Consider the following 21317-nt stretch of genomic DNA (forward strand, 5'->3'; position numbering starts at 1 on the left):
TTATTCTTATTTATAGTTCTTCAACATTTTTTCTATCGTTTCTCTCATTTCATTCCGAAATTCTTCAGGTTTTAACACTTCTAAATATTGCGCTTGGCTTAAAAGCCACATTTTAATGCCACGGCCGTAAACTTCTGCTTCAATTGTGACGGATTGTTCATCTTTTGCAATAATCTTTGCAGTCGGTAATCGATCTAAAATAGCTTGTAAGGAAGGTCCCCAAAAACGGAACGTAATTTTCATTAGTTCACCTGCATACATAAACTGGACTCGCTTTCGAAATTCTCCTTCTTCAAATCGATTTTTATAGTCAACTTTAAAACGCTCATCAGTAATACAGTAATCGACAATTCGATCCATTCGATAAATTGTCGGAAAACTAAAATCGTAGTCTATGAGAAACGCTACTAAATAAAAATAATATTCAGAGAAAACGATTCCAACAGGCTTGAGCTTTCTTTTAACAGGAGAATCATTTCCTTCCTTTTGATAATCGATAATTGTCACTCGCTTCGTTCGTACCGCATAACTTAAATCCCAAATCATGTTTATCAGCGATTGATTATGTTGCACCGGGACATAATGAAAGCGCTCGTTGCGAATCACTTCTTGGATAAATCGTCGATTTTCAGGCTGTGATTGCAAAATGAGTTTATCCAATAACTGATCCATTTCTGCTTTTTGAAATGCCCTGCTTTCCAGTAATACTTTTGCTAAAACGAGTATTTCTTCATTCGTTAACCAAATGTTTTCATTTCGTCTTAATACGTAGCCATTTTTCTTCCGATCATATTCTAATACCATTGATGCTTCAAAATTATTGGCGATGTATGTACGCAATTCATCAATATCACGCTGAATTGTTTTTTCATTCACACCAAAACGAACCGCTTCTTCCTTTTTCGAAATCGTATCTCCTTGGCAAAGACGTTCATATAATGACAAAATTCGAAGCGATTTTGATTGTTGCTCGTCCATGAAAATCCTCCATTCCGACAAAAAATTTCAATTTTAGAAACTAAATATATGTTACTATATGGAATTAAACACAAAAAAGATGTAATAAGGTACAATGCATAAAATTAGGGTACAGAAATAATGGAATAAAAATCCTTTAAATAAAAACTTTTACTTCGGAATGGTTTCTGATTAGTCATTTTTTCATCCTCAATTTAGTAATATTGAGTGATAACACTATTACATTATCATCAAGACATGGACAGTATTTGTACTTTAAGAAAAAAAGATTCATCACCACATTTTGTGATTTAACCCAAAAAATAAGGAAAACACTCACGAATTCCTGGCAATAATGTTAGCGTGACTTAACATAACAGGAGGTTCTAAAGTGTTTTCCGTATCACTAGATTTGCCAGAATTTGAAGTTGTTAAACAAGTGTTTCTTGAAGATTGCAGTTTGTTACATGTTGAGAAAAATACTACAGAAGAACGCTGTTCTTACTGCGGTTTTTTTTCTAGTCATGCCCATGACTGGCGGACAAGAAAGGTTCGTGACTTGTCCGTATTAGGTAAGCCCCTTTTCTTGTTTGTCAGAGTGTATAGATACCGTTGTCACAACTGTAATGAGGTATTTTCACAAACATTTGAATCTATCTGTCCTAATAAGCATCAGACCAATCGGTACAGAGAATATCTGTACGAAATGTGCATTGGCTCTACTATCCAAGAAGTGAGTCGAAAGGAAAAAATACCTTATACAACCGTTGAAAGAATATTTTATTCCGTTGCTAAAGAAAAAGAGAAGGAGCATTTAGAAACTCTTGAAAGTGTTTTAGAAAACGATGCATTAATCCTTAGCCTTGATGAGATCGCTGTCCGAAAGGGTCACCGATATGAAACAGTTCTTATGGATACCCAAACCGGGAGTGTGCTTGGTATGGAACATCAACGGAGTTATCATTCAACTCAGATCTTACTTGCCAAGAAGATTCTGTCTAATAAATGTGTTCATACCGTTGTTATGGATATGTGGGATCCCTTCCATAAAGCTGTTAAATCTATATTCCCAGAGGCCTGTATCGTCATTGATAAATATCATGTGGTGCAAAAGGTGACACATGCACTTGACCAAGTTAGAAAGAAAACTCCTGGACTAAAAAAGGGACGGTTTAAACTCTTGAAAGGTTCTGAAAAGTTAACGGCTAATGAAAAACAACAATTAGACGAGATGCTCAAAGAGCATTCAGAATTGTCATATGCCTATTTTCTAAAAGAACTCTTTAGAAAAATATACCAAGTGAATGACTATGATACAGCTGATTCACTCTTAGAAGAATGGATTCAACTCGCATGGAGCAGCCCATTTCCTTCATTTCATCAAGTAGCCAAGACGATAGAAAATTGGAAGGCACAAATTTTACAATATTTTCTTACCCCTTTTACGAATGGCCGGATTGAAGGGACAAACCATAAGAGTAAGAATATCAAAAGACGTGCTTTTGGCTTCAGAAACCTTGAAAGATTTCGGCTACGTGTATTTTTGGAATGTACAGGTAAAACTTATAAAAATCAGGTTGCTTAACCATGCCCTTCATCAGCTTTCCGCATTGTAGTTGGTAGAATGGAAGCCGTCAAGGAAAGCACTTGACCGCTTCCATTCTACCCACTTAGTGGTCTGCAAGCTGACGAAGGAGCTACTCTAGATTGAGTATCAATCTTGCTAACTTATTGCCGGAATTGTGTGAACATCACAGAATATGGTGATGAGACTCTTTTTTTATCAAATAGATCATTTGCGTAAAGATCAACAATGCACAATATGGATAATTCAGAAAGAAAATGATTTCACTCTTTTTGCATTTATAGAAATAGTTGAAAAATTTATAATGGTGAAAAATCCGATAGAGGTGGTTCAATTGTTAGGGATTATTCGTGTTTTAACAACTGATGATGAAAAAATTTTAAATGAACACGGGAAGAAATTGAAAGAATATTTTTCCATAGAATCGGTCACACGCTGTATTCCATCGCAACCTAATGGAATATACGATGATGAATCGGAGAAAAAAGCCATACCCAAAATCGTTGAGTTAGCTAAAGAATTGGCGGAAAAACCGAACATTGATGCCATTACCATTAGTTGTGCTGCAGATCCAGGCTTGGATGAAGCAAGAAATGAAATTGATTTGCCGGTTTTAGGTGCTGGGGGTTGTGGGGCGCATGCTGCAAGTATGGTAGGAAACCGTATTGGCATCATTGGCATTACCGACGCACCTCCAGCACGAATGAAAGAGGAATTGGGAAGGAAATTCCATTCCTACTCCTATCATCCTTCTCTTAGAAAAACAACCGATTTATTCGCTTCCACGGCAAAAGATGAATTATTAGAAGTAGTAAAGGATGTCATCAACTCTGGCGCCGATTGTATCCTGTTTGCTTGTACAGGTTTTTCCACTATTGGACTTAAAGATTATTTAAACGGAAAAATTTCTGTACCTGTTATCGATTTAGTGGAGGCGCAAGGGATTGGTTATCAATTAATTAAAAAGGGGTCATAAAGATGCAAAATAGGACATTCAATTTAACCTTTTTTATTTTTTCTGTTCTTATTTCTATTTTTGGCGCCATTATCGGGATGCAACTAATTACAACGCTCGGTATTACGCCAAATACATCCATTATTGGCGCATTAATCGCCATGTTATTTGCGAGAATTCCAATTAAAATCTTTGAACAATTTAAGTCGTTGGAAAATCAAAATTTAGTTCAGACATCCATTTCAGCTGCCACTTTTGGGGCTGCCAATAGTTTATTAATACCAATTGGACTTCCATTTGTAATGGGCTTGCCGGACCTTATTATCCCAATGTTAATCGGAGCCGGATTGGCGCTTTTAACCGATGCCCTTATCCTTTATAAAGTTTTCGATACGAAACTTTTCGGGGCAAACGAAGTATGGCCTCCAGGTGTTGCCACGGCCGAAGCTTTAAAAGCCGGTGATGAAGGCGGCAAAAAGGCAAAATATCTTGGATTGGGGATTCTTGGCGGATTAGTTGGATCCCACTTCGGCATTTCCATGTCGGCCTTTGGTGTTGCATTCATCGGGAATTTTTGGGCTTTGAGCATGTTCGGTATTGGTTTATTACTTAACGGATACTCGCAACCGTTGTTTGGCTTGAATTTAGGAGACTATTATATCCCACATGGCATGATGATCGGCGCAGGTCTCGTTGCTCTTATTCAGTTTATCATTACTTTTACGAAAACGAGAAAACAAGGTGGAAAAGTTACAGACACAAGCGGATACGAATATACCCGCGGTGCTGACGATATTAAAAAAGGTTTTGGTTTTGGATTCCTGCTTTACTTAGGAATCGCTATTCTAATTGCCGTCATGGGCGGGCTCATTACTGAAATGCCATTTGGTCAATTGATTCTTTTCATTATATTTGCTGCTTTTGCTGCATTAGTGCATGAAATTATAGTCGGGATTGCGGCTATGCACTCCGGTTGGTTCCCGGCATTTGCGGTAACACTTATTTCATTGTTAATCGGCATGATACTCGGCTTCCCGCCAGTTGCATTAGCATTGCTGACCGGTTTTACAGCAGCAACAGGACCTGCTTTTGCAGATTTTGGATATGATTTGAAATCCGGCAACATCATTCGGACTGGCGTTTCCGTTGAACAAGAATTATATGGACGGAAAATACAATTGAAAAGTGCATTTATCGGGTTCATTATCGCAATTGTGATGGTTGCCCTATTTTCCAAGAACTTTTTTGGACAAGGCTTAGTTCCGCCGGTTGATCATGTATATGCATCCACCATTAAGTCTGGATTAAGCGGGAATGTTGGTCTTATGTTGCTCTTATGGGCCATTCCCGGGGTGATTATTCAGCTGATTGGCGGTACGGAAAGACAATTGGGCATTATGCTGGCTACTGGGTTGCTTATTATGAATCCTTTAGCAGGATGGGCTGTTATTGTCGGTTTAATAATTCGCGTTCTTGTTATCAAATTTATAGGATCTGAAGCTGAAAATAAGATGTATACGACCGCAGCTGGATTTATTGCCGGCGATGCATTATATAGTTTCTTCTCATCCGTGTTTAAAGCGAAATAATGAGGTGATAGAATGGCTAGAAAAACATTAACGATGGAAGATGCGAAAAAAGCCGTTTACGGCGGCTGTATTCTCGGCGGGGGAGGCGGAGGCTGGATTCATGACGGTCTCCAAAAAGCCGAGTCTACTTTTTCCATTGGCCAGCCGGAATTAGTTTCAATTGATGAATTACAGGGCGGCGATTATGTAGTCAATGTTTCATTAGTAGGGGCTCCATCTTCTAAGGAAGCTTCTGTTAGTTCCGACCAGTTTGTTGAGACTGTAAACCGGATGCTAAAGGAGTTTCACCATCCTATTAAAGCGCTTATGACAAATGAAAATGGGGCAGCAACAACGATAAATGGCTGGCTGCAGGCAGCGGCAACCGGGCTGCCGGTTATTGATGCGCCAAGCAACGGACGCGCCCATCCAACAGGGGCGATGGGCTCCATGAATTTGTCTGAAGTTGACGGTTATGTTTCGATCCAGTCATTTGCCGGCGGAAAAGGGAAAAGACAAGTGGAAGGTGTCGTAAAATCATCCCTGGAATCAGCCGGTAAAATTGTCAGAAGTATTTCAGTAGAAGCGGGCGGAATGGTTGCCGTTTGCCGAAATCCGGTAACTGTTGATTATGTAAAAGAAAATGCAGCAGTAGGCGGCATTACTCAAGCAATTGAACTCGGCGAAGTCTTTTTGTCAGCACCGGAGGGACCGGAAAGAATTGAAGCCGTTGCGTCCCATTTAAAAGGGCGTGTTATTCATTCCGGAACGGTTAGTTATTGCGAGCTTGAAGAAAAAGGCGGTTTTGATGTAGGGTTTGTAAAAGTTGATGACTTGGAATTAACATTTTGGAATGAGTACATGACAGTCGAAGTCAATGGCCAGAGAAAAGGGACATTTCCTGATTTAATTATGACTTTCAATGCCGAAACAGGAATGCCGGTTGTCAGTGCTGAGGTGAAAGAGGGACTGAAAGTAGCCGTCATTTCCGTTCCAAAAGAGAATTTGAAATTAAGCTCAACCATGTATAACTACAATTTGTTAAAAACCATTGAACCTGTTATTAACAAAAAAATTGTATAAGGAGAGAGTAGGATGTCTTTAAAATATACAATGGAAGTTTTGGAATTACTAGATGATGCTTCAGTTAATGGAGAAGCGGTTGTCCGCTTATTTGAAGGAAAAAAATATGTGGAAGCAAGCTACACAACAGTAACTGGTGAAAATGGGTCAACAGATTTTGTCAAAATATTAATTAAAGGGACAAATGGGAAATCGAGCGGCGGACATGCTCCGACATTGGGTGTTGTCGGAAGACTTGGCGGTTTGGGCGCACGTCCAAATCGGATTGGATTTGTTTCCGACGGTGATGGAGCAGCCGCGGCTGTAACAATAGCTTTAAAACTTGCAATCATGTCCGAAAAAGGGGACCGGTTGCCCGGTGATGTTTATGTAACGACACATATTTGTCCGGATGCGCCTACACGGCCGCATGAACCTGTAGATTTTATGGATTCTCCTGTTGATATATTAACAATGAATCGATATGAAGTAGTCCCGGAAATGGACGCCGTTTTATCGATTGATACAACGAAAGGAAATAAAGTGATAAACCACCGTGGTATTGCGATTTCTCCAACAGTCAAATCAGGATATATTTTAAAATTCAATGATGATTTACTGCGAATTATGGAAATGACAACGGGGGATTTACCAGTCACGTTTGCTGTCACAACGCAAGATATTACGCCATACGGCAATGGCGTCTACCACTTAAATAGCATTCTTCAGCCTGCCGTTGCAACAGATGCACCGGTTGTCGGCGTCGCTATCACTGCCAAAACAGCTGTGCCGGGATGCGGTACTGGTGCTAGCCATGAAGTCGATATTGCCCAAGCTGTAAGATTTTGCATTGAAGTGGCAAAAGAATATACACAAGGCAACTTTGAATTCTATGATAAAGAAGAATATGAACGTTTAGTGAAACTCTATGGTTCCATGAAACATTTGCAAACTTTAGGGGATGAGTAATCATGGCTAAGGTTGGTGTACTAACAATCGGCCAATCCCCTCGCACAGATGCCACTCCTTCCTTTCAAAAAATTTTCGGTGCGGGTGTAGAAATCGTGGAAAGAGGCGGATTGGATCGGCTAACGGAAGAAACGATGGATGCCATCAAACCTGAGGGTTCGGACACAGTTTATATTTCCCGACTCCGCAATGGTCAATCAGTCGAGATTGGAAAAAGCAAGCTGCTTCCATTATTACAGGATGAATTGACCAAGTTGGAACAAGATGTGGAAGTAGTGATTATGTTATGTACCGGTGATTTTCCAACATTAGTGACAACAAAACCAATCATTTATCCGGATAAAATTTTAGTGCATACAGTTCAAGCCATTATGACGGGCGGCAGTAAATTAGGGTTAGTGGTTCCATTAGAAAAGCAGCGGCATTCATTAGCGAAAAAATGGGAGGGTGTCGGACTGGAATTGGTAACGGCAGCCGCTTCTCCTTATGAAGAAAGCGATATCGCCGGAGCGGCAGCATCCTTAAAAGAACAGGGTGCAGAGTTAATTGTGTTGGATTGTATGGGGTACAATGAAACCCATAAACTTGAAGCGAAAAAAGGGAGCAGTTTGCCGGTGATTCTTCCACGTACACTTGTGGCACGGATTGCCGCAGAATATGTCTTTTAGTTGATCCGGATCTATCCGGATCTCTTTTTAAAGTAAGAAATTACATTTTGAACTTAAATGCTGAAGTGCTTAAGCAGGAGCGAGGTTTCCATCGCCTCCGTACGATTTGGACAACATCGGATCACAAGCCCCATCGTGCCTTTTATCTCCCCGAAAAAGCATTCGCTTTTTCTTTATGCGATGCTGTTTCACCGATGTTGTTCACAGTCCTGCGGCTCTAGGCCTGGAAGCAGATCGCTTAATGGGCGCTTTCGTTTTCCTATAGCATGGAAGGATGTAATCTGAAATGCCAGTATTGGCTTTATTTGTATTAAGCCTCCTTTGGGGATCGACATTTTATTTTACAAAATTGCTTTTACCAGATTTTCATGCGGTTTCTATTGTTTTTTATCGTTGTTTATTTGGCGGTCTAGTTTTGTTGCCATTCGTTCTATTGAAAAAGAAAAAAACAGACTTTAAAAATAAGGGTGCCTTAATTGGAATTACCTTGTTAAGCGCAGGTGTTCCATGGGTATTTATGATTTTTAGCCAAAAGGGTTTAGATACAACCATTAGTGCGGTTATCAATGCAACAGGTCCGATTTTTGGCGTTTTATTTAGTGTTTTTCTATTAAAACAGAAGGTTCATCGACAAGAACTATTAGGTGTCGCCATTGGCTTTATCGGTATAGTATTATCTTTTGTTTTTGGATTTTCTTCAAGTGGGCAATTTCAGGTAATGAGTGCCATATTTCTGTTAGTAGCAGTCAGTTTTTATACATTGTCTTCGATTTTGACAGGCAAGTTTTTGAGTTCGGTTTCTGTCTACACATTGTCCTTTGTTTCAATGGCTGTCGGCAGTATTTATTCCGGTATTTTTATGCTTTTATTTGATCTTGATAGCTATCAATATTTATTTAGTGGAAATAATTTTTTCTATTTTGTTATGTTAGGCGTATTTAATTCGGGTATCGGGAATCTGTTGTATTTTTATTTAATTAAATCCGGCGGCGCCATTTTTGCCTTATTTATTACCTATTTGATGCCAATTACCACGATTCTGTTAGGTGTTTTTTTATTGGATGAACCACTCGGTTTCGGTACGATCATCGCTTTCATTTTTGTTTTGGCAAGTATATATTTTACGCAAAATAAGGAGTGAAAAGGGTATGAGCAGTTTTCAAGAAACCGTTCATAATTTAATGAAAAATAATTTTTCAGTAGACAAAAATATATCTATCCTTGTTTTAACGGATAATAGTACAGAATCGTTAGGGAGAAAATTTGAAAAGGCTCTAAAAAATGATGGGTGGAAAACGAAAATTCATGTAATGGAAGATCGGAGTAAATCAGGGGAAGAACCTCCGCAGGAAACGGCAGAAAAAATGCTGGAATTTGATCTTGTCTTTTGTTTAACGAAACATTCATTGACCCATACTGCTGCAAGGAAAACGGCCAATCAACATGGAGTTAGTGTCATTACCATGCCGGGAATTACAGAAGATATGTTTTTGAATGGTGCGATGAGTGCAGATTATAGCATAGTTGAAAAAGAAACAAATGAAGTAGCGGAAAAATTAACAAAGGCAAAAATGGTTATTATTAAAACCGGCGACAGCTATGAATTAAAGATTCCTGTTGAAGGCAGAGACGGCATACCAAGTACAGGTGTTTTCCGCGGAAAAGCGGCATCCGGAAATCTTCCTTCAGGTGAGGCGTATATAGCTCCATTAGAAGAACAAGCGGTAGGAAAAATTGAGATTACAGGTTCGATTGCAGGTATAGGTTTAGTCGATGAACCTGTTGTATTAACGATTGAAAAGGGGAGGTTGGTAGATGCCACAGGTGAGACAGGTGCTCAATTGCTGGCGCTGCTCGGGGATGGAAACGGCCGTTTGTTAGGCGAGTTAGGCATCGGAACAAACTATGCAGCAAGAATCACAGGCGTTATTTTGGAAGATGAAAAAGCGTACAATACCGTCCACGTTGCATTCGGTTCCAATCACACCTTTGGCGGAATGGTTAAAGCAGATGTTCATATTGATTGTGTAACGAAAAATCCGACAGTGGAGTTTGTTTTTTAATGGAAGGAAGCAGTATACAATCCAGTAATATTAAACCATGAAATGTTTGCAGCATAAAAAAGCACGGCCATCAGCGGTATACAACCCAGTAATATTAAACCACCATTTCTCATCCTTTAGGATATGAAATGGTTTGAATTTTGCCTGTTGCGTTTAGTTGATTGCAGCTGGAATTTGTATAAGTTAAGCTAAAAAACTTGTTGGAGGCGATTAAGTCCTGAATTTTGTGTGAAAAGGAAGCGGTTTGATTTGCCGGGGGTCTTCGCACCCATTCATACACTCCCCCTTTCCTTTTTTAATGCGGGACATGCGGTAAAGGAATGCGCAGCAAAGGAATGCGGACTATGATGAAACTCGTCCAATCTTCTCCGGATGAGGCGCGGATCATGGCTAGTGCTTGTCTTTTCTTTCGATCGATTCCAATAAAGACGATGCCTTCATTTCCGCCTCCATTTATGTTTAAGGAAAATGAGGAGGGATTCCTCGTCTTCCTGTTTTTCAGAACAATAACCTGTGACCAAATCACCGATTGCTCCCATGGGATTCCCCATCTTCCTGTTTTCCAAAAGACAACAAGGATCTATTTCTAGGGGAAAAGGAGAGCCTGTCTTGTAAACTAGGCTCTCCTTTTTGATGCAGTGTTTGGCGGGGATGCGAAAATTGTCGAAATGTTGGTGGTTGAAAGAGAAGATAAAGTGTATTACAATAGCATTAACAGAACATATGTTCTTGAAATGTATGGTGGTAAAGTTTTAATTAAAACGGCTGCTGGTTGGGATGCACCAAGCAGTGCGTTTTTGGAAGGCGATGCGCTCCTTTTTGTTTGAAAACTCTGTCAATGATTTTGGCTTTTCTTTAGATGAACCTCAACTCCTCTCCACATTCTCCTCGAAAGGATGATCCCTGTTATGTTATGAAGGAATACCTCGATTTAAAACTGGACTTTATGTTTAAACAATTGTTCGGTCATCCGAGCCGAAAGCAGATAACAATCGCTTTTTTGAATGCGGTTTTGCATCGGACAGGCCATGACCGGATTGTTGATGTGCAGTTTGAAAACATGGAGCTGACAAAAGAGATAGAAGAGGGAAAAATGAACCGGTTGGATGTGCTCGTGTGGACCGACCGAGGCGAGCGGATCAACGTGGAAATTCAAATCATCGACCAGCACGATATGCCGGAGCGGATTTTGTATTACTGGGCGAGGCTCTTTTCCCAGTCGCTTTTCAAAGGTCAAGGGTACAGCGAACTTCCGCCCACCATTATGATTGCCATCCTCAACTACCCGCTCTTTCCGCATGAAACGGACCGTTTCCACACCATCTTTCATATCCGCGAAGACAAAGAACAATTTCTTTGGAGCACGCATCTTGAATTTCACGCCATTGATGTATCACAATTTATGGTAAAATGGAAGAAATACAGACGTGAGATCAAACGATCTTCGGAGTGGCCCTGGTTGATGATGCTGTCGGCGGTAGATGCCCGGAAACGAGAGATCGATGAGACGATTCTCAAGGAACTGGAGGTGTTGGCGATGAACGAGCAAGAAATTCGCGAAGCATTGGAAGAGTGGGAGAAGCTAAGCGTCAGTTCGGAAAATCGCTACGCATATGAAATGCGGCTGAAATGGCTGCGGGATCAATTGTCCAACCTTCTGGGCGAACGGCGTGCGGGAATGGAGGAAGGGTTGAAACAAGGGCTAAAGCAAGGATTGGAGCAAGGGATGAGACAAAAAGAGCGTGAACTTATTTGCAAAATGAGGGGAAAAGGAATGAGCGTAACAGAAATTGCGCAAATGCTGGATTTGCCGGAAGAAGAAATCCGTCACCTGTTGAAAGAGTAGTTGGGTATGGTGCCGGTCTCATCCTCACGGGATCGTATTCCCCGAATAGCCGCTGTATGTTATACCAGTCCAAAAGTTCCAAACTGAATTGTTTCATGCTGCCGGCTGGCGTGCAAATGAAACATATAAACGTCCATTCGGAAGAATCAGAGTGGAGAGGGGAAAGTAGGTGATGGGCGTAAAGCTTGTTTTACGAATATATCATCGGTGGAGAAAACGGTAAGAATTTAGAAAAAAACACGTGCCACTAACAAGTGTAGTGGTACGTGTTGTGGGTAAAGTCCAAAACACCAGTATTTTCGGGCTTTTCTTTAGTGTACTCTGTCAAACTTGAGCATAAAAAAAGACTGCCGCCTCGCGGACAGTCCATTTTTCAGCTGAAACGATGGCTAGTTCAGCTTGCTGCATTTCTTATTTCTTTTAATAGCTTTCCATATTTCGCTTCATATTCTTGGTAAAGCGGCACAAATCGTTCCTGCCATTTCTTTCGCTCTTTTTCCGTTAACGTATGAATATGTATATTTGGATTTTGCCTCATTTCTTCAAGCTGTCTTATATTTTGCTGTTTCGATTGCTTCATATTCCAAGCTGTCGTTTCTTCTATTGCTTTCATAATTTGTTTTTGAACGTCTTTAGGTAGCTGATTCCAAAATGTTTCATTGACCATTACGACATATCCTAAATAACCGTGATTGCTAATTGTTACATACGGATGAAATTGATAAAATCTTTTTGAATAAATATTCGAAATTGTGTTTTCTTGTCCGTCAAATGCTTCCTCTTCTAATGATTCATAAACTTGATCAAATGAGAGGGCAATCGGTTCCGCTCCTAACATGTTAAATTGTTTTTTTATGACTTTATTAGGCATGATCCGAAATCTTTGGTCTTTGAAATCATCCGGATTTTTCATAAACATTTGACTATTTACCATTTGTTTGAATCCATTTCCCCAAAAAGCCAGTCCTTTAAATCCTTTCGGTTCTAACATACTGAGCAGCTCTTCGCCAATTTTTCCTGTTAAAACCCTTTCAACATTATCATCGTTTTGAAAAATAAACGGTAAATCTAACACTTCCCATTCCGGAACCAATTCTGCCACGTTTGAATAGGAAGGAGCAATCATTTGCACTTTGCCTTTTCTTAAAGCTTCTATTTCATCTTTATCTGAATATAATGAACCGTTTGGAAACACAATCACTTTTACTCGGCCCTTCGTCTTTTCCTCGACCAAATCTGCAAACCTTTGTGCAGCCAAGCCTTTTGGCGTATCCTCCGCCACTACATGGCTGAAATAGATTTTAATTTGCTCTTTTAGCCCCTCTTGCTCATCATCGTAAACCGGTGGATCATTTTGAGATTGTATAATGATATTATAGGAAAATAACGCAAAGGCTAACCCGGCACATACTATAGCCAAATACCTCACGATTTTTTTCTTCATGATTCATCACACCATTTGTTTTTGATCATTTTAACATAAATTATACCAAGCATGCTCTTTCTCTAAAGTAAAGGAAAGCAAATCTGTGATAAAATAAAGCAAGTATGAACGTTTAGCTAAAAGAGGTTGCCTTATGAAGCGATTACCAATTATATGGAAAATAACAGGTTTAATTTTTATTATTGTCTTTTTATCGCTTTTTTTCGGAGGATTATTTATTGTAAACGAATATTTAAACCAAAAAGAAGAAGAGCTTAAACAGCAATCTATATTAGCTGCGAGGACGGTTGCGGCGCTGCCTGAAGTCAGAAACGGGCTCAATGGAAGCTTGAAAGATCGCCAGCTGATTCCTTCGATGATTGAACGTCTTCAAATCATTAACGGAACAGAATATATTGTTGTGCTCGATATGGATCGTACCCGCCTTTCCCATCCGGTCAAATCTTTAATCGGAACAAAATCGGAAGGAGAAGATGAAGGTCCTGCCTTTGCTGAACACACATATACGTCAAAAGCAAATGGAGAAATCGGCACTGTTATCCGCGCCTTTGTACCTGTCATGAATAAAGAACATAAACAAGTTGGAGTCGTCATCGCAGCCTATAAGCTTCCAAGCTTATATGAGCTGCTTGCAAATTTAAAATCGCAAATTTTTTCGATTTCTTTTCTTGTCTTACTATTAGGCGGTTTGGGGGCCTGGCTCCTGGCAAGACATATAAAAAAGCAGATGTTTCACTTGGAGCCTTTTGAAATAGCTAAAATGCTAGTTGAACGGACTGAAACATTTAATGCTATGCACGAAGGAGTCATTGCCATTGATAAAAATGAACGTATAACTATTTTTAATGACCGTGCCAAACAAATGATGGGCATTGAAGGAGATGTGATCGGAAAGCCGATTCGCGACGTTATTTCCGACACCCGACTCCCGGAAATATTAGTAATTGACCGTCCTATTTATAACAAAGAATTGCAGGTAAGGAATCTAAGCATTTTAAGCAATCGCATCCCGATCAGAGTGAATAACGAAACGGTCGGAGCTGTCGCCATTTTCCAGGATCGAACTGAAATCAAAAAGCTTGCGGAAGAATTAACCGGAGTGAAAGCTTTTGTCCACGCGCTTCGTGTTCAAAATCATGAACATATGAACAAATTGCACACGATAGCAGGTCTCATTCAGCTTGGACATAAAGAAAAAGCGTTAGAATATGTATTCAAAATAACGGAAGAGCAAGAAGAGCTGACAAACTTTTTAACTGAACATATTAAAGATGAAAGCATATCGGGCCTTTTACTCAGCAAAATCAGCCGGGGCAAAGAGCTCGGAATTAAAGTAGTCATTGACAGAAACAGCCATTTGGAGCGATTTCCAAAAAATATCGATCATAACGACTTGGTGATCATCATTGGGAATTTAATTGAAAATGCTTTTGATGCCTTTCAAGAGTCGACTGATCCTGACAAAGAAATATTCGTCAGCATCGATCAAAATAAAGAAATTTGCACGATATTAGTTGAAGATAACGGTCCTGGCATAGACGATTCTGTATTACCGAACATTTTTGAAAAGGGTTTTTCCACAAAAAACAAGCAAAATCATGGAATAGGCTTATATCTGGTCAAACAAATTGTTGACCGAGCAAACGGTCACATTCAGGTTGAGTCGCAAAAAGGTATGGGAACTACATTTATCATCACATTTGATATGTAAAAAACAAAGGGGGCAAAAAATTTGAACAAAAAAATTAGTGTATTGTTGATTGAAGATGATCCCATGGTTCAAGAGGTGAATAAACAATTTATCCAAAAAGTCGACGGCTTTACTGTGATTGGAATCGCAGGGAACGGAAAAGAAGGCATAGAGCTTGTTCGGGAATTGAAACCTGAACTAGTTATTATAGATATTTACATGCCTAATCAGGATGGATTAGAAACGCTTAAGCAAATCCGGTCAGAGGGTCATTCCGTAGATGTCATTGCGATTACCGCTGCGAGAGATATGGAAACTGTTCGCCGTGTCCTGCAAAACGGCGCTTTTGACTACATTATGAAACCGTTTAAATTTGAACGGCTTCAACAATCATTAAAAAACTATTTGCTTTATCATAGCCAGCTGAAGGAAAAAGAAAAATTAACGCAAAAAGATGTAGACACTATGTTGTTAAACAATAAATTCAAGAAAAAGCCAGAGAATCCAGAACTGCCTAAAGGGTTGAACCAAGTAACACTTGATAAGATCATCCGTTTCCTCCAAAATCAAAAAGAACCGATTTCCGCTGAAGAAGTTGCGGAAGGAATCGGTATTGCACGCGTTACTGCACGAAGATATTTAGACTACCTGGCGAAAATCAAAAAAGTCTCAATCCATGTTCAGTATGGCAGCATCGGAAGACCTGTCAATCGATATATGTTTCATTCTGATTAAGCTTGGCTAGAGGCGAAAAACAAACGAAAAAATCATTGAGCTGGACCACTTTTCTCATTTTTAAATTGCTAGGACAAATAAATGCTATGTTGGCTTTATCAGGGGAACAGTCATCGCACGTTGAATACTAATGGTGTCAATTTTCTCTTACGGACATTTTCTTTTTTAATCGGGACATAGAAAGGCTTTCGAACCTACATTATGAGTTCTCAATAAACAACGATTATTCTAAAAACGAGTTCAGAATTTTTCGCCGACTTTGCCTTTCAATGCGTTGAATTTTCAACTTTTTCCCTCCTCCCTTGCTTTCCTTCAACCTATTGTCCGCTCTTTATCTGTTCCTTCGCCATTACCATTTTCAACTTTGCTTTTAAATTTTTTACCCCACTTTTTTAGTGGAATAACTGCCTTGTAATGATCCGTTACAAAATGCCCCATGCTAAACAAAGACGCGTGATTTTTTTAAGTAAGCGTCGACGTTTTAAATCGGCAAAATATTTCAGCAAAATCAAAAAAACTCCAACTTCAAAACTTAATGATTTGAGAGTTGGAGCATAGTATTTTTATTTAATTTTTCTATAAATCGGCCCATGGGATTGAATTAACAGGGTATTACCAGTTTTCAACAATTGCTGCAGCAGTCTGTTCATCGATAATTAAAACATTTATAAATCCACCGTTTAATGCAGCTTTTATACTTTCAAGTTTGTGTATCCCTTCAACAACAGCAATTACTTGATTAATTTTTTTCAGTTCTGTTAAAGTAACGCCAATTACTTTGTTCGTAAAAGAGTCGATAATAACATTTCCAAAATCATCAAAAAAACGAAATCCGATATCTCCGACTACACCGAGCTTGCGTAAATAATTTAAATCTTCATCACTCAAATAACCTAACTTCCGCAATGTAGATGACCTATGCGGGTTACCAATTCCGATGACTGCTATATCGACATTTCGTCCTTCTTCAAGCACTGCTTCTATATCCTGCATTGCTAATAATCTTTCTTTTAATTCTTCTGTCTCTACAATCGCAGGAGCGTATAAATAAGAGCATGTACAATTTAACTTTTTTGCCAGTTCATATGCCAGTTGATTTGCATGAATTTCAACGTATTTTCTTCCCATACCACCTTCGAGCGGAACTATATGTATATCTTCATTACGTACATATGGAAATTCCTTTACAAGTTCGGCAAGTGTAGTTCCCCAGGAAATTCCGAGACGTTTTACGTTTTTTAAATTTTTAGAAAGATAATAAGCACCTGCTCGTCCTACTGCACTCTTTACCAAATCAGGAGTTAAACCTACAGAAGGAACAACAACTGCATCCTTTAAATTAAAATATTTTTCCAGCTTCTGTTCCAATTCAACTGTATGGATACTCTCATCTTTTATATATATTTCAATAATTCCTGCTTCTTTTGCCTTTTGTATCATTTTCGAAACAATCGGTCTAGACACGCCAATCTTTTTGGCAATTTGCTCTTGTGTCCATCCTTCTGTGTAATATAAAGTCGCTATCTTGACAAGTTGTCTCCTTTCTTCCCACGTTAACATTTCTTCACCTCTTTATTTAACCATCAGCATTGTTAAAAATAACTTATATTAACTAACCTTTGACTTAAATTAATCTTATTCCTCAAGTTGTTATATTCAAAAAATTTTGTAATATTTTTAAATATATGGAAAATACATGGTCTTTAATCAGTATAAAAAATCCTTATAATTAGAATTTCTAATTATAAGGATAATTCCCATGGATAAGGATAACACAAAAAACACAACAAATGAACTAATAAGTACAATGAATAAGCAAGAATTTTCTGAGTTGTTCAATTTGATTCATCAAACACGTCAAGAAACTAACGGCCTTAAGTTTCAACACTTGAGTAAGATAGCCTAAATGAAAAGCATACGAAAGATCTAAAATGGGGAATGGTGAAAGTTGTTGCCAGAGCTGAGAAGGACTATTTCTGCAAGAAAAAAAGCAGAGTGTGGAGTCAACATTAAAAATTTGCAATAATATAACTCAACGATTCAGTTATAAAAGGCTTGACATGGAGCCGCTGCAGCTTAATTCTTCCAACAATCACCAGTTAAAACAGTTAAACTTTTATTGCCTTCCTCCATGTAAAGCCCAGTGTATATCACTGCATAAGCACTTTATTCCTCTCCACACTTTTATATTGAAATAAACAAAGGACTTTTCCTTTATTCAATTTCTTTAATCAAAAAGGTCAAACACAAAAAAGAATCCGCCATGTTTTAACAACAATTTAACGAAGGTGAACTGGGACCATCTCGACTATTTGACTATCATTCCCCTTGTTTCCATATAAATTCTTATTAATCTTTTTTATTATTGTATTTGATAATTGAATTTTGAGCCACTCCGATTACATACTTGTGAGTCACTTCGAAATTGGCAAATGGTAAATCTGGAGTGTCTTGACATGGAGCCTCCAGAGGCATGATTTCACTCGAAACGCGACACATCAAAGTGTTTCGATAGGCAACAAGCCTATCATGCCTCTCACTCCATATCAAGATGGTGTTTTTCGATGGAAATGGAGTGGTTCACGTTTTCATGAGCGAAGTGGCTCAATTTTATGTGAGCAAAAACAATTATGAACGAAAAACACATATAGCTATTGTTTTTTGAACATAAAGTTGCCCCAATACAATATTGACCATTATTTTTAAGATGAAAAAATGGTTCTTGTAAAGCTCAAGAAATAGATGATCAAGTTCAAAACTAATCAAGTGAACTTAACCGCTTTTTGGTCTAAATGTTCTCCCGCCATCTGCAATAATGATTTGTCCATGAATATATGCTGATTCTTCATTAGACAAAAAATTAGTGAGATTTGAAATATCAGAAGGTTTACCTAGTCTGCCTATCGGAATTTCTTTTTTTAGAGTATTTTTGGATCCCTCTGAAGGATACAAGCGGTCAAGCATGTCCGATTCAATTACACGAGGAGCAATCACATTTATGTTAATTCCTTCTTTACCTAGCTCTCCTACTAAAGATCTCATAAATCCAAAAGCACCACCTTTTGAAGCAGCATAATGGATACCTCCGCCTGAACCGGTTATGGCAGAACCAGATCCAATGATTATAATACTACCCCCATTTTTATTTTTCATTAATGGCAACACTGCTTTTGTACTGAAAAAAAGTCCATGTAAATTTACAGCTATTGTTTTTTTCCACGATGCCCAATCAATATTCAAAAAAGAAACTTGTTTCGTAATCCCTGCAGAATAAACAAAAATATCAATCGAATTTAAAGTTTCTTTAACTTTTGTCATCATATTTTGAACGCTTTCCCAGTTCGATACATCTACTTCAAAACTAAAAATGTCATTTGGTCTTCCGCTTTCATTGATTAGTTGATCAAGTGCTTTTTTATTAATATCAGCTACTGCTACTTTTTTTCCCCTTCCGGCAAAGTCTAAAACAATCTGTTTTCCAATGCCCGCCGCTCCTCCAATTACCAATACATTCTCTCTATTCAATGAATATTTTCCTCCTCTCCAAGGAAAATTATTTCGCCTTTTAAATGTGTCGCATATGGAGAGCATAAAAACAAAACTGTGTTTGCAACTGCTTTACTGAGAGAAGACAATGATGTTGATGTTTGAACGATATCAGGAGAAATGCTATTTACACGTATTCCAAATTCACGGAATTCCCTAGACAATCCTTTAGTCATTGAATTTAATGCGCTTTTCGACGCTGCATAATGGGGGCCGATTTCACCGGTGACTGCCGCAGTTGCTGAAATGTTAATAATGTTTCCCTCCCCAATTCTTAGCATGTGTGGAATCACTTCCTTGCTGCATAAGAACGGAATATCAAGGTTGAACTCCAACGTTTCAATCCAATCATTAGGATCTAAATCCTCAATTGTTTCTTTTGACAAAACATGAATATTATTGATTAAAATGTCAATTTTTCCACTATTCTTTGCAATTTTTGAAATAACTTTTTGAACCTCTTCTAGTTTCCTTAAGTCGCCTGAGATGACCTTTGCTGTTCCGCCGAGTGAGGAGATTTCTTTAGAAATTTGCTCAATTTTGTCCTCCTCGTTAAAATGATGAATCCATACCTCAGCGCCAGATAAAGCAAGTGCTAAACATATCTCTTTCCCAAAAATAAAATTACTTCCAACCACGATCGCAACTTTATTTTTTAACTTTATTTCCAAAGGATTTTTCACCACCATTTATTACGATTTAATCAATACTTTTAGGACATTCTCTTTAGTACTGTGTGCACATTGAATGGCTTCATTCAGCTGTGATAAATGGAAACGATGTGTGATCATCTTATCCGCTTCTACAACACCCATCTTAAGTAGTTGTAATGCTTTATCGTAATTATATGGATTGGATGAATAGGAGCCAACAAGTTTAATTTCGTCTTGAAAAAACCTATCCGCCCGTAATGGGACAAGGTCCCTCTTAAACGGAGCAAATACTAATATTGTCCCACCTTTGCCTACACATTCCATTGCTTCCGTCAACAGATGATTAACACCAGCTGAAATAATAACTACATCTGCCCCTTGGCCATCTGTTATTTCCATTATTCTGTCCCTCACATGTTCATTCTTGCTATTTATGATATAGTCCGCACCAAATTCTAATGATTTGTTTAACCGAAATGGGTTAATATCACTTACGATTACTCTGTCAGCTAAGAAATATTTTGCCAATTGAATTTGAATGCACCCTATTTGACCTGCCCCCATTATAAAAACTGTATCTCCAGGATTTAATGCAATGGACTCAAATCCATGCAAACAACAAGCAACTGGTTCTACAAAAGCTCCTGTTTCAAAGCTCATAGCAGATGGCAATTTTCCCATTGTATGTTTTACATGAACAGCAGAGACTCGAATATATTCTGAAAAACCACCAGGATCTAGATTTGTTGCTTTAAACTGAGTACATAAACTGTAATTTCCTCTATTACAATAATGACAGGTGAAGCATGGTACATGATGGGCAACAAAAACACGATCTCCTTCTTCAAATTGTGTAACATTTTTACCAACTTGTACAATTTCCCCTGCTACTTCATGCCCTAATACTGTATTAGGCGGTACAGTTCTATCGACTACTTTATGAATATCAGTTCCACATACACCACATACCTTCATTTTTAATAGAACTTCATTTTCACCTATTTGAGGAATTGGTCTTTCTTCATACCTTATATCCTCCCTATCATAAAAGACAGCAGCTTTCATATTGATCTCCTCCACTAAAGTACGCGAGCACCTCTATTTATTAATTCACTTAATAATTCAGAGTAACCGTCCATTTTATATGAAATCCAATATCTTCCGCCAAATATTCGCGGGTTACCTATGCGAATGTATATTTGGCCAGCAAAATCATATTTTTTTATTTTCATTTCATTTTTAACTTCACTCCAATCATATTTATGCTGTCTGCCAAATCCTTCAAATAAAATTCCTTCTTTCGTTACCGTGATAGAAGAAGGAAATTGTAAACCAATAACGGAGGATAATATTAAAAAAGGCATAACAACGATTAATAGTTTATATAATTCATTATGTTCATCAATAAGATAGCCATATATCCCATAACCAAACAAACCAACCATTAAAATCAAAGGAACAAAATTTTTACTGCAAACCATCCATTTACTATACCTATACTTTTTCATAACAACCTCCGAATTGAAAGAAGAGTTAGATTTCTTTTTTAAGGAATTTGAAATCTAACTCTTTTTCC

At 38.3% G+C, this 21317-nt stretch carries 20 protein-coding genes; 12 read left to right on the plus strand and 8 right to left on the minus strand.

Translation table 11 applies throughout. The features are described 5' to 3' along the window. Window positions 1–6 precede the first annotated feature (6 nt). On the minus strand, window positions 7–978 hold the full coding sequence (locus tag NSQ61_RS12825) for a helix-turn-helix transcriptional regulator (protein ID WP_340732789.1): 972 nt from the start codon (window positions 976–978) through the stop codon (window positions 7–9). A 370-nt stretch (window positions 979–1348) separates the two neighbouring features. On the opposite strand from NSQ61_RS12825, the gene NSQ61_RS12830 reads away from it, so the two are divergent. From NSQ61_RS12830 to NSQ61_RS12865, 8 genes are all read left to right on the plus strand, one after another. Then, window positions 1349–2542, plus strand: coding sequence for an ISL3 family transposase (locus NSQ61_RS12830; RefSeq protein WP_340807229.1), 1194 nt, complete (start codon window positions 1349–1351; stop codon window positions 2540–2542). Between the two features lie 334 nt (window positions 2543–2876). Then, entirely contained in the window at window positions 2877–3518 is a 642-nt protein-coding gene (locus NSQ61_RS12835) for an aspartate/glutamate racemase family protein (protein ID WP_339194187.1), read from the plus strand. A 2-nt stretch (window positions 3519–3520) separates the two neighbouring features. Beyond that, window positions 3521–5086, plus strand: coding sequence for an OPT/YSL family transporter (locus tag NSQ61_RS12840; RefSeq protein WP_339194185.1), 1566 nt, complete (start codon window positions 3521–3523; stop codon window positions 5084–5086). Between the two features lie 12 nt (window positions 5087–5098). Beyond that, window positions 5099–6148, plus strand: a complete 1050-nt coding sequence (locus tag NSQ61_RS12845; RefSeq protein WP_339194184.1) for a DUF917 domain-containing protein — start codon at window positions 5099–5101, stop codon at window positions 6146–6148. Window positions 6149–6160: 12 nt separating this feature from the next. Further along, window positions 6161–7096 (plus strand): DUF1177 domain-containing protein, encoded by a 936-nt coding sequence (locus NSQ61_RS12850; protein ID WP_339194183.1) that lies wholly within the window; start codon window positions 6161–6163, stop codon window positions 7094–7096. Between the two features lie 2 nt (window positions 7097–7098). Beyond that, window positions 7099–7764: an AroM family protein gene (locus NSQ61_RS12855; RefSeq protein WP_340807230.1), complete on the plus strand. Its 666-nt coding sequence runs from the start codon at window positions 7099–7101 to the stop codon at window positions 7762–7764. A gap of 286 nt (window positions 7765–8050) precedes the next feature. Then, the gene (locus NSQ61_RS12860; RefSeq protein WP_340807232.1) at window positions 8051–8905 is read left to right on the plus strand and encodes a DMT family transporter; all 855 of its coding nucleotides are present in this window, start codon (window positions 8051–8053) and stop codon (window positions 8903–8905) included. A 7-nt stretch (window positions 8906–8912) separates the two neighbouring features. Further along, complete coding sequence (locus NSQ61_RS12865) at window positions 8913–9827, plus strand: aminopeptidase (protein WP_339194180.1); 915 nt, start codon at window positions 8913–8915, stop codon at window positions 9825–9827. Between the two features lie 295 nt (window positions 9828–10122). Here the strand turns inward: NSQ61_RS12865 and NSQ61_RS12870 are convergent, their stop codons facing one another. Further along, window positions 10123–10353 carry a hypothetical protein gene (locus tag NSQ61_RS12870; RefSeq protein WP_339194178.1) on the minus strand — a complete coding sequence of 77 codons (231 nt, stop codon included), beginning with the start codon at window positions 10351–10353 and terminating at the stop codon, window positions 10123–10125. Window positions 10354–10495: 142 nt separating this feature from the next. Here NSQ61_RS12870 and NSQ61_RS12875 point away from each other — a divergent pair, with 142 nt between their 5' ends. Together NSQ61_RS12875 and NSQ61_RS12880 are read left to right on the plus strand one after the other, a co-directional pair. Next, window positions 10496–10654 carry a hypothetical protein gene (locus NSQ61_RS12875; RefSeq protein WP_339194177.1) on the plus strand — a complete coding sequence of 53 codons (159 nt, stop codon included), beginning with the start codon at window positions 10496–10498 and terminating at the stop codon, window positions 10652–10654. Window positions 10655–10740: 86 nt separating this feature from the next. After that, window positions 10741–11673 carry an Rpn family recombination-promoting nuclease/putative transposase gene (locus tag NSQ61_RS12880; RefSeq protein ID WP_339194175.1) on the plus strand — a complete coding sequence of 311 codons (933 nt, stop codon included), beginning with the start codon at window positions 10741–10743 and terminating at the stop codon, window positions 11671–11673. Between the two features lie 394 nt (window positions 11674–12067). Here NSQ61_RS12880 and NSQ61_RS12885 read toward each other — a convergent pair whose 3' ends face one another. Further along, window positions 12068–13117 (minus strand): DctP family TRAP transporter solute-binding subunit, encoded by a 1050-nt coding sequence (locus NSQ61_RS12885; protein WP_063386325.1) that lies wholly within the window; start codon window positions 13115–13117, stop codon window positions 12068–12070. A 133-nt stretch (window positions 13118–13250) separates the two neighbouring features. Here NSQ61_RS12885 and NSQ61_RS12890 point away from each other — a divergent pair, with 133 nt between their 5' ends. After that, the gene (locus NSQ61_RS12890) at window positions 13251–14828 is read left to right on the plus strand and encodes an ATP-binding protein (protein WP_063386326.1); all 1578 of its coding nucleotides are present in this window, start codon (window positions 13251–13253) and stop codon (window positions 14826–14828) included. Between the two features lie 21 nt (window positions 14829–14849). Next, entirely contained in the window at window positions 14850–15542 is a 693-nt protein-coding gene (locus tag NSQ61_RS12895) for a response regulator (protein WP_268753441.1), read from the plus strand. A 612-nt stretch (window positions 15543–16154) separates the two neighbouring features. Here the strand turns inward: NSQ61_RS12895 and NSQ61_RS12900 are convergent. The 5 genes from NSQ61_RS12900 to NSQ61_RS12920 all read right to left on the minus strand — a co-directional run bounded on the left by NSQ61_RS12900 (window position 16155) and on the right by NSQ61_RS12920 (window position 21249). Further along, window positions 16155–17102 carry a sugar-binding transcriptional regulator gene (locus NSQ61_RS12900; RefSeq protein ID WP_066246910.1) on the minus strand — a complete coding sequence of 316 codons (948 nt, stop codon included), beginning with the start codon at window positions 17100–17102 and terminating at the stop codon, window positions 16155–16157. A gap of 1212 nt (window positions 17103–18314) precedes the next feature. After that, on the minus strand, window positions 18315–19067 hold the full coding sequence (locus NSQ61_RS12905) for an SDR family NAD(P)-dependent oxidoreductase (RefSeq protein WP_066246911.1): 753 nt from the start codon (window positions 19065–19067) through the stop codon (window positions 18315–18317). Further along, entirely contained in the window at window positions 19064–19759 is a 696-nt protein-coding gene (locus tag NSQ61_RS12910) for an SDR family NAD(P)-dependent oxidoreductase (RefSeq protein WP_165381940.1), read from the minus strand. Before NSQ61_RS12910 ends, NSQ61_RS12905 begins: the two co-directional genes overlap by 4 nt. Window positions 19760–19780: 21 nt before the next feature. Beyond that, complete coding sequence (locus tag NSQ61_RS12915; protein WP_327848380.1) at window positions 19781–20806, minus strand: zinc-dependent dehydrogenase; 1026 nt, start codon at window positions 20804–20806, stop codon at window positions 19781–19783. Between the two features lie 14 nt (window positions 20807–20820). Further along, a complete protein-coding gene (locus NSQ61_RS12920; RefSeq protein WP_133309084.1) occupies window positions 20821–21249 on the minus strand; it encodes a hypothetical protein in 429 nt (142 codons plus the stop codon). Window positions 21250–21317 lie beyond the last annotated feature (68 nt).

This window comes from Aeribacillus sp. FSL K6-1121 (assembly GCF_038003725.1).
Lineage (GTDB): Bacteria > Bacillota > Bacilli > Bacillales > Aeribacillaceae > Aeribacillus > Aeribacillus composti.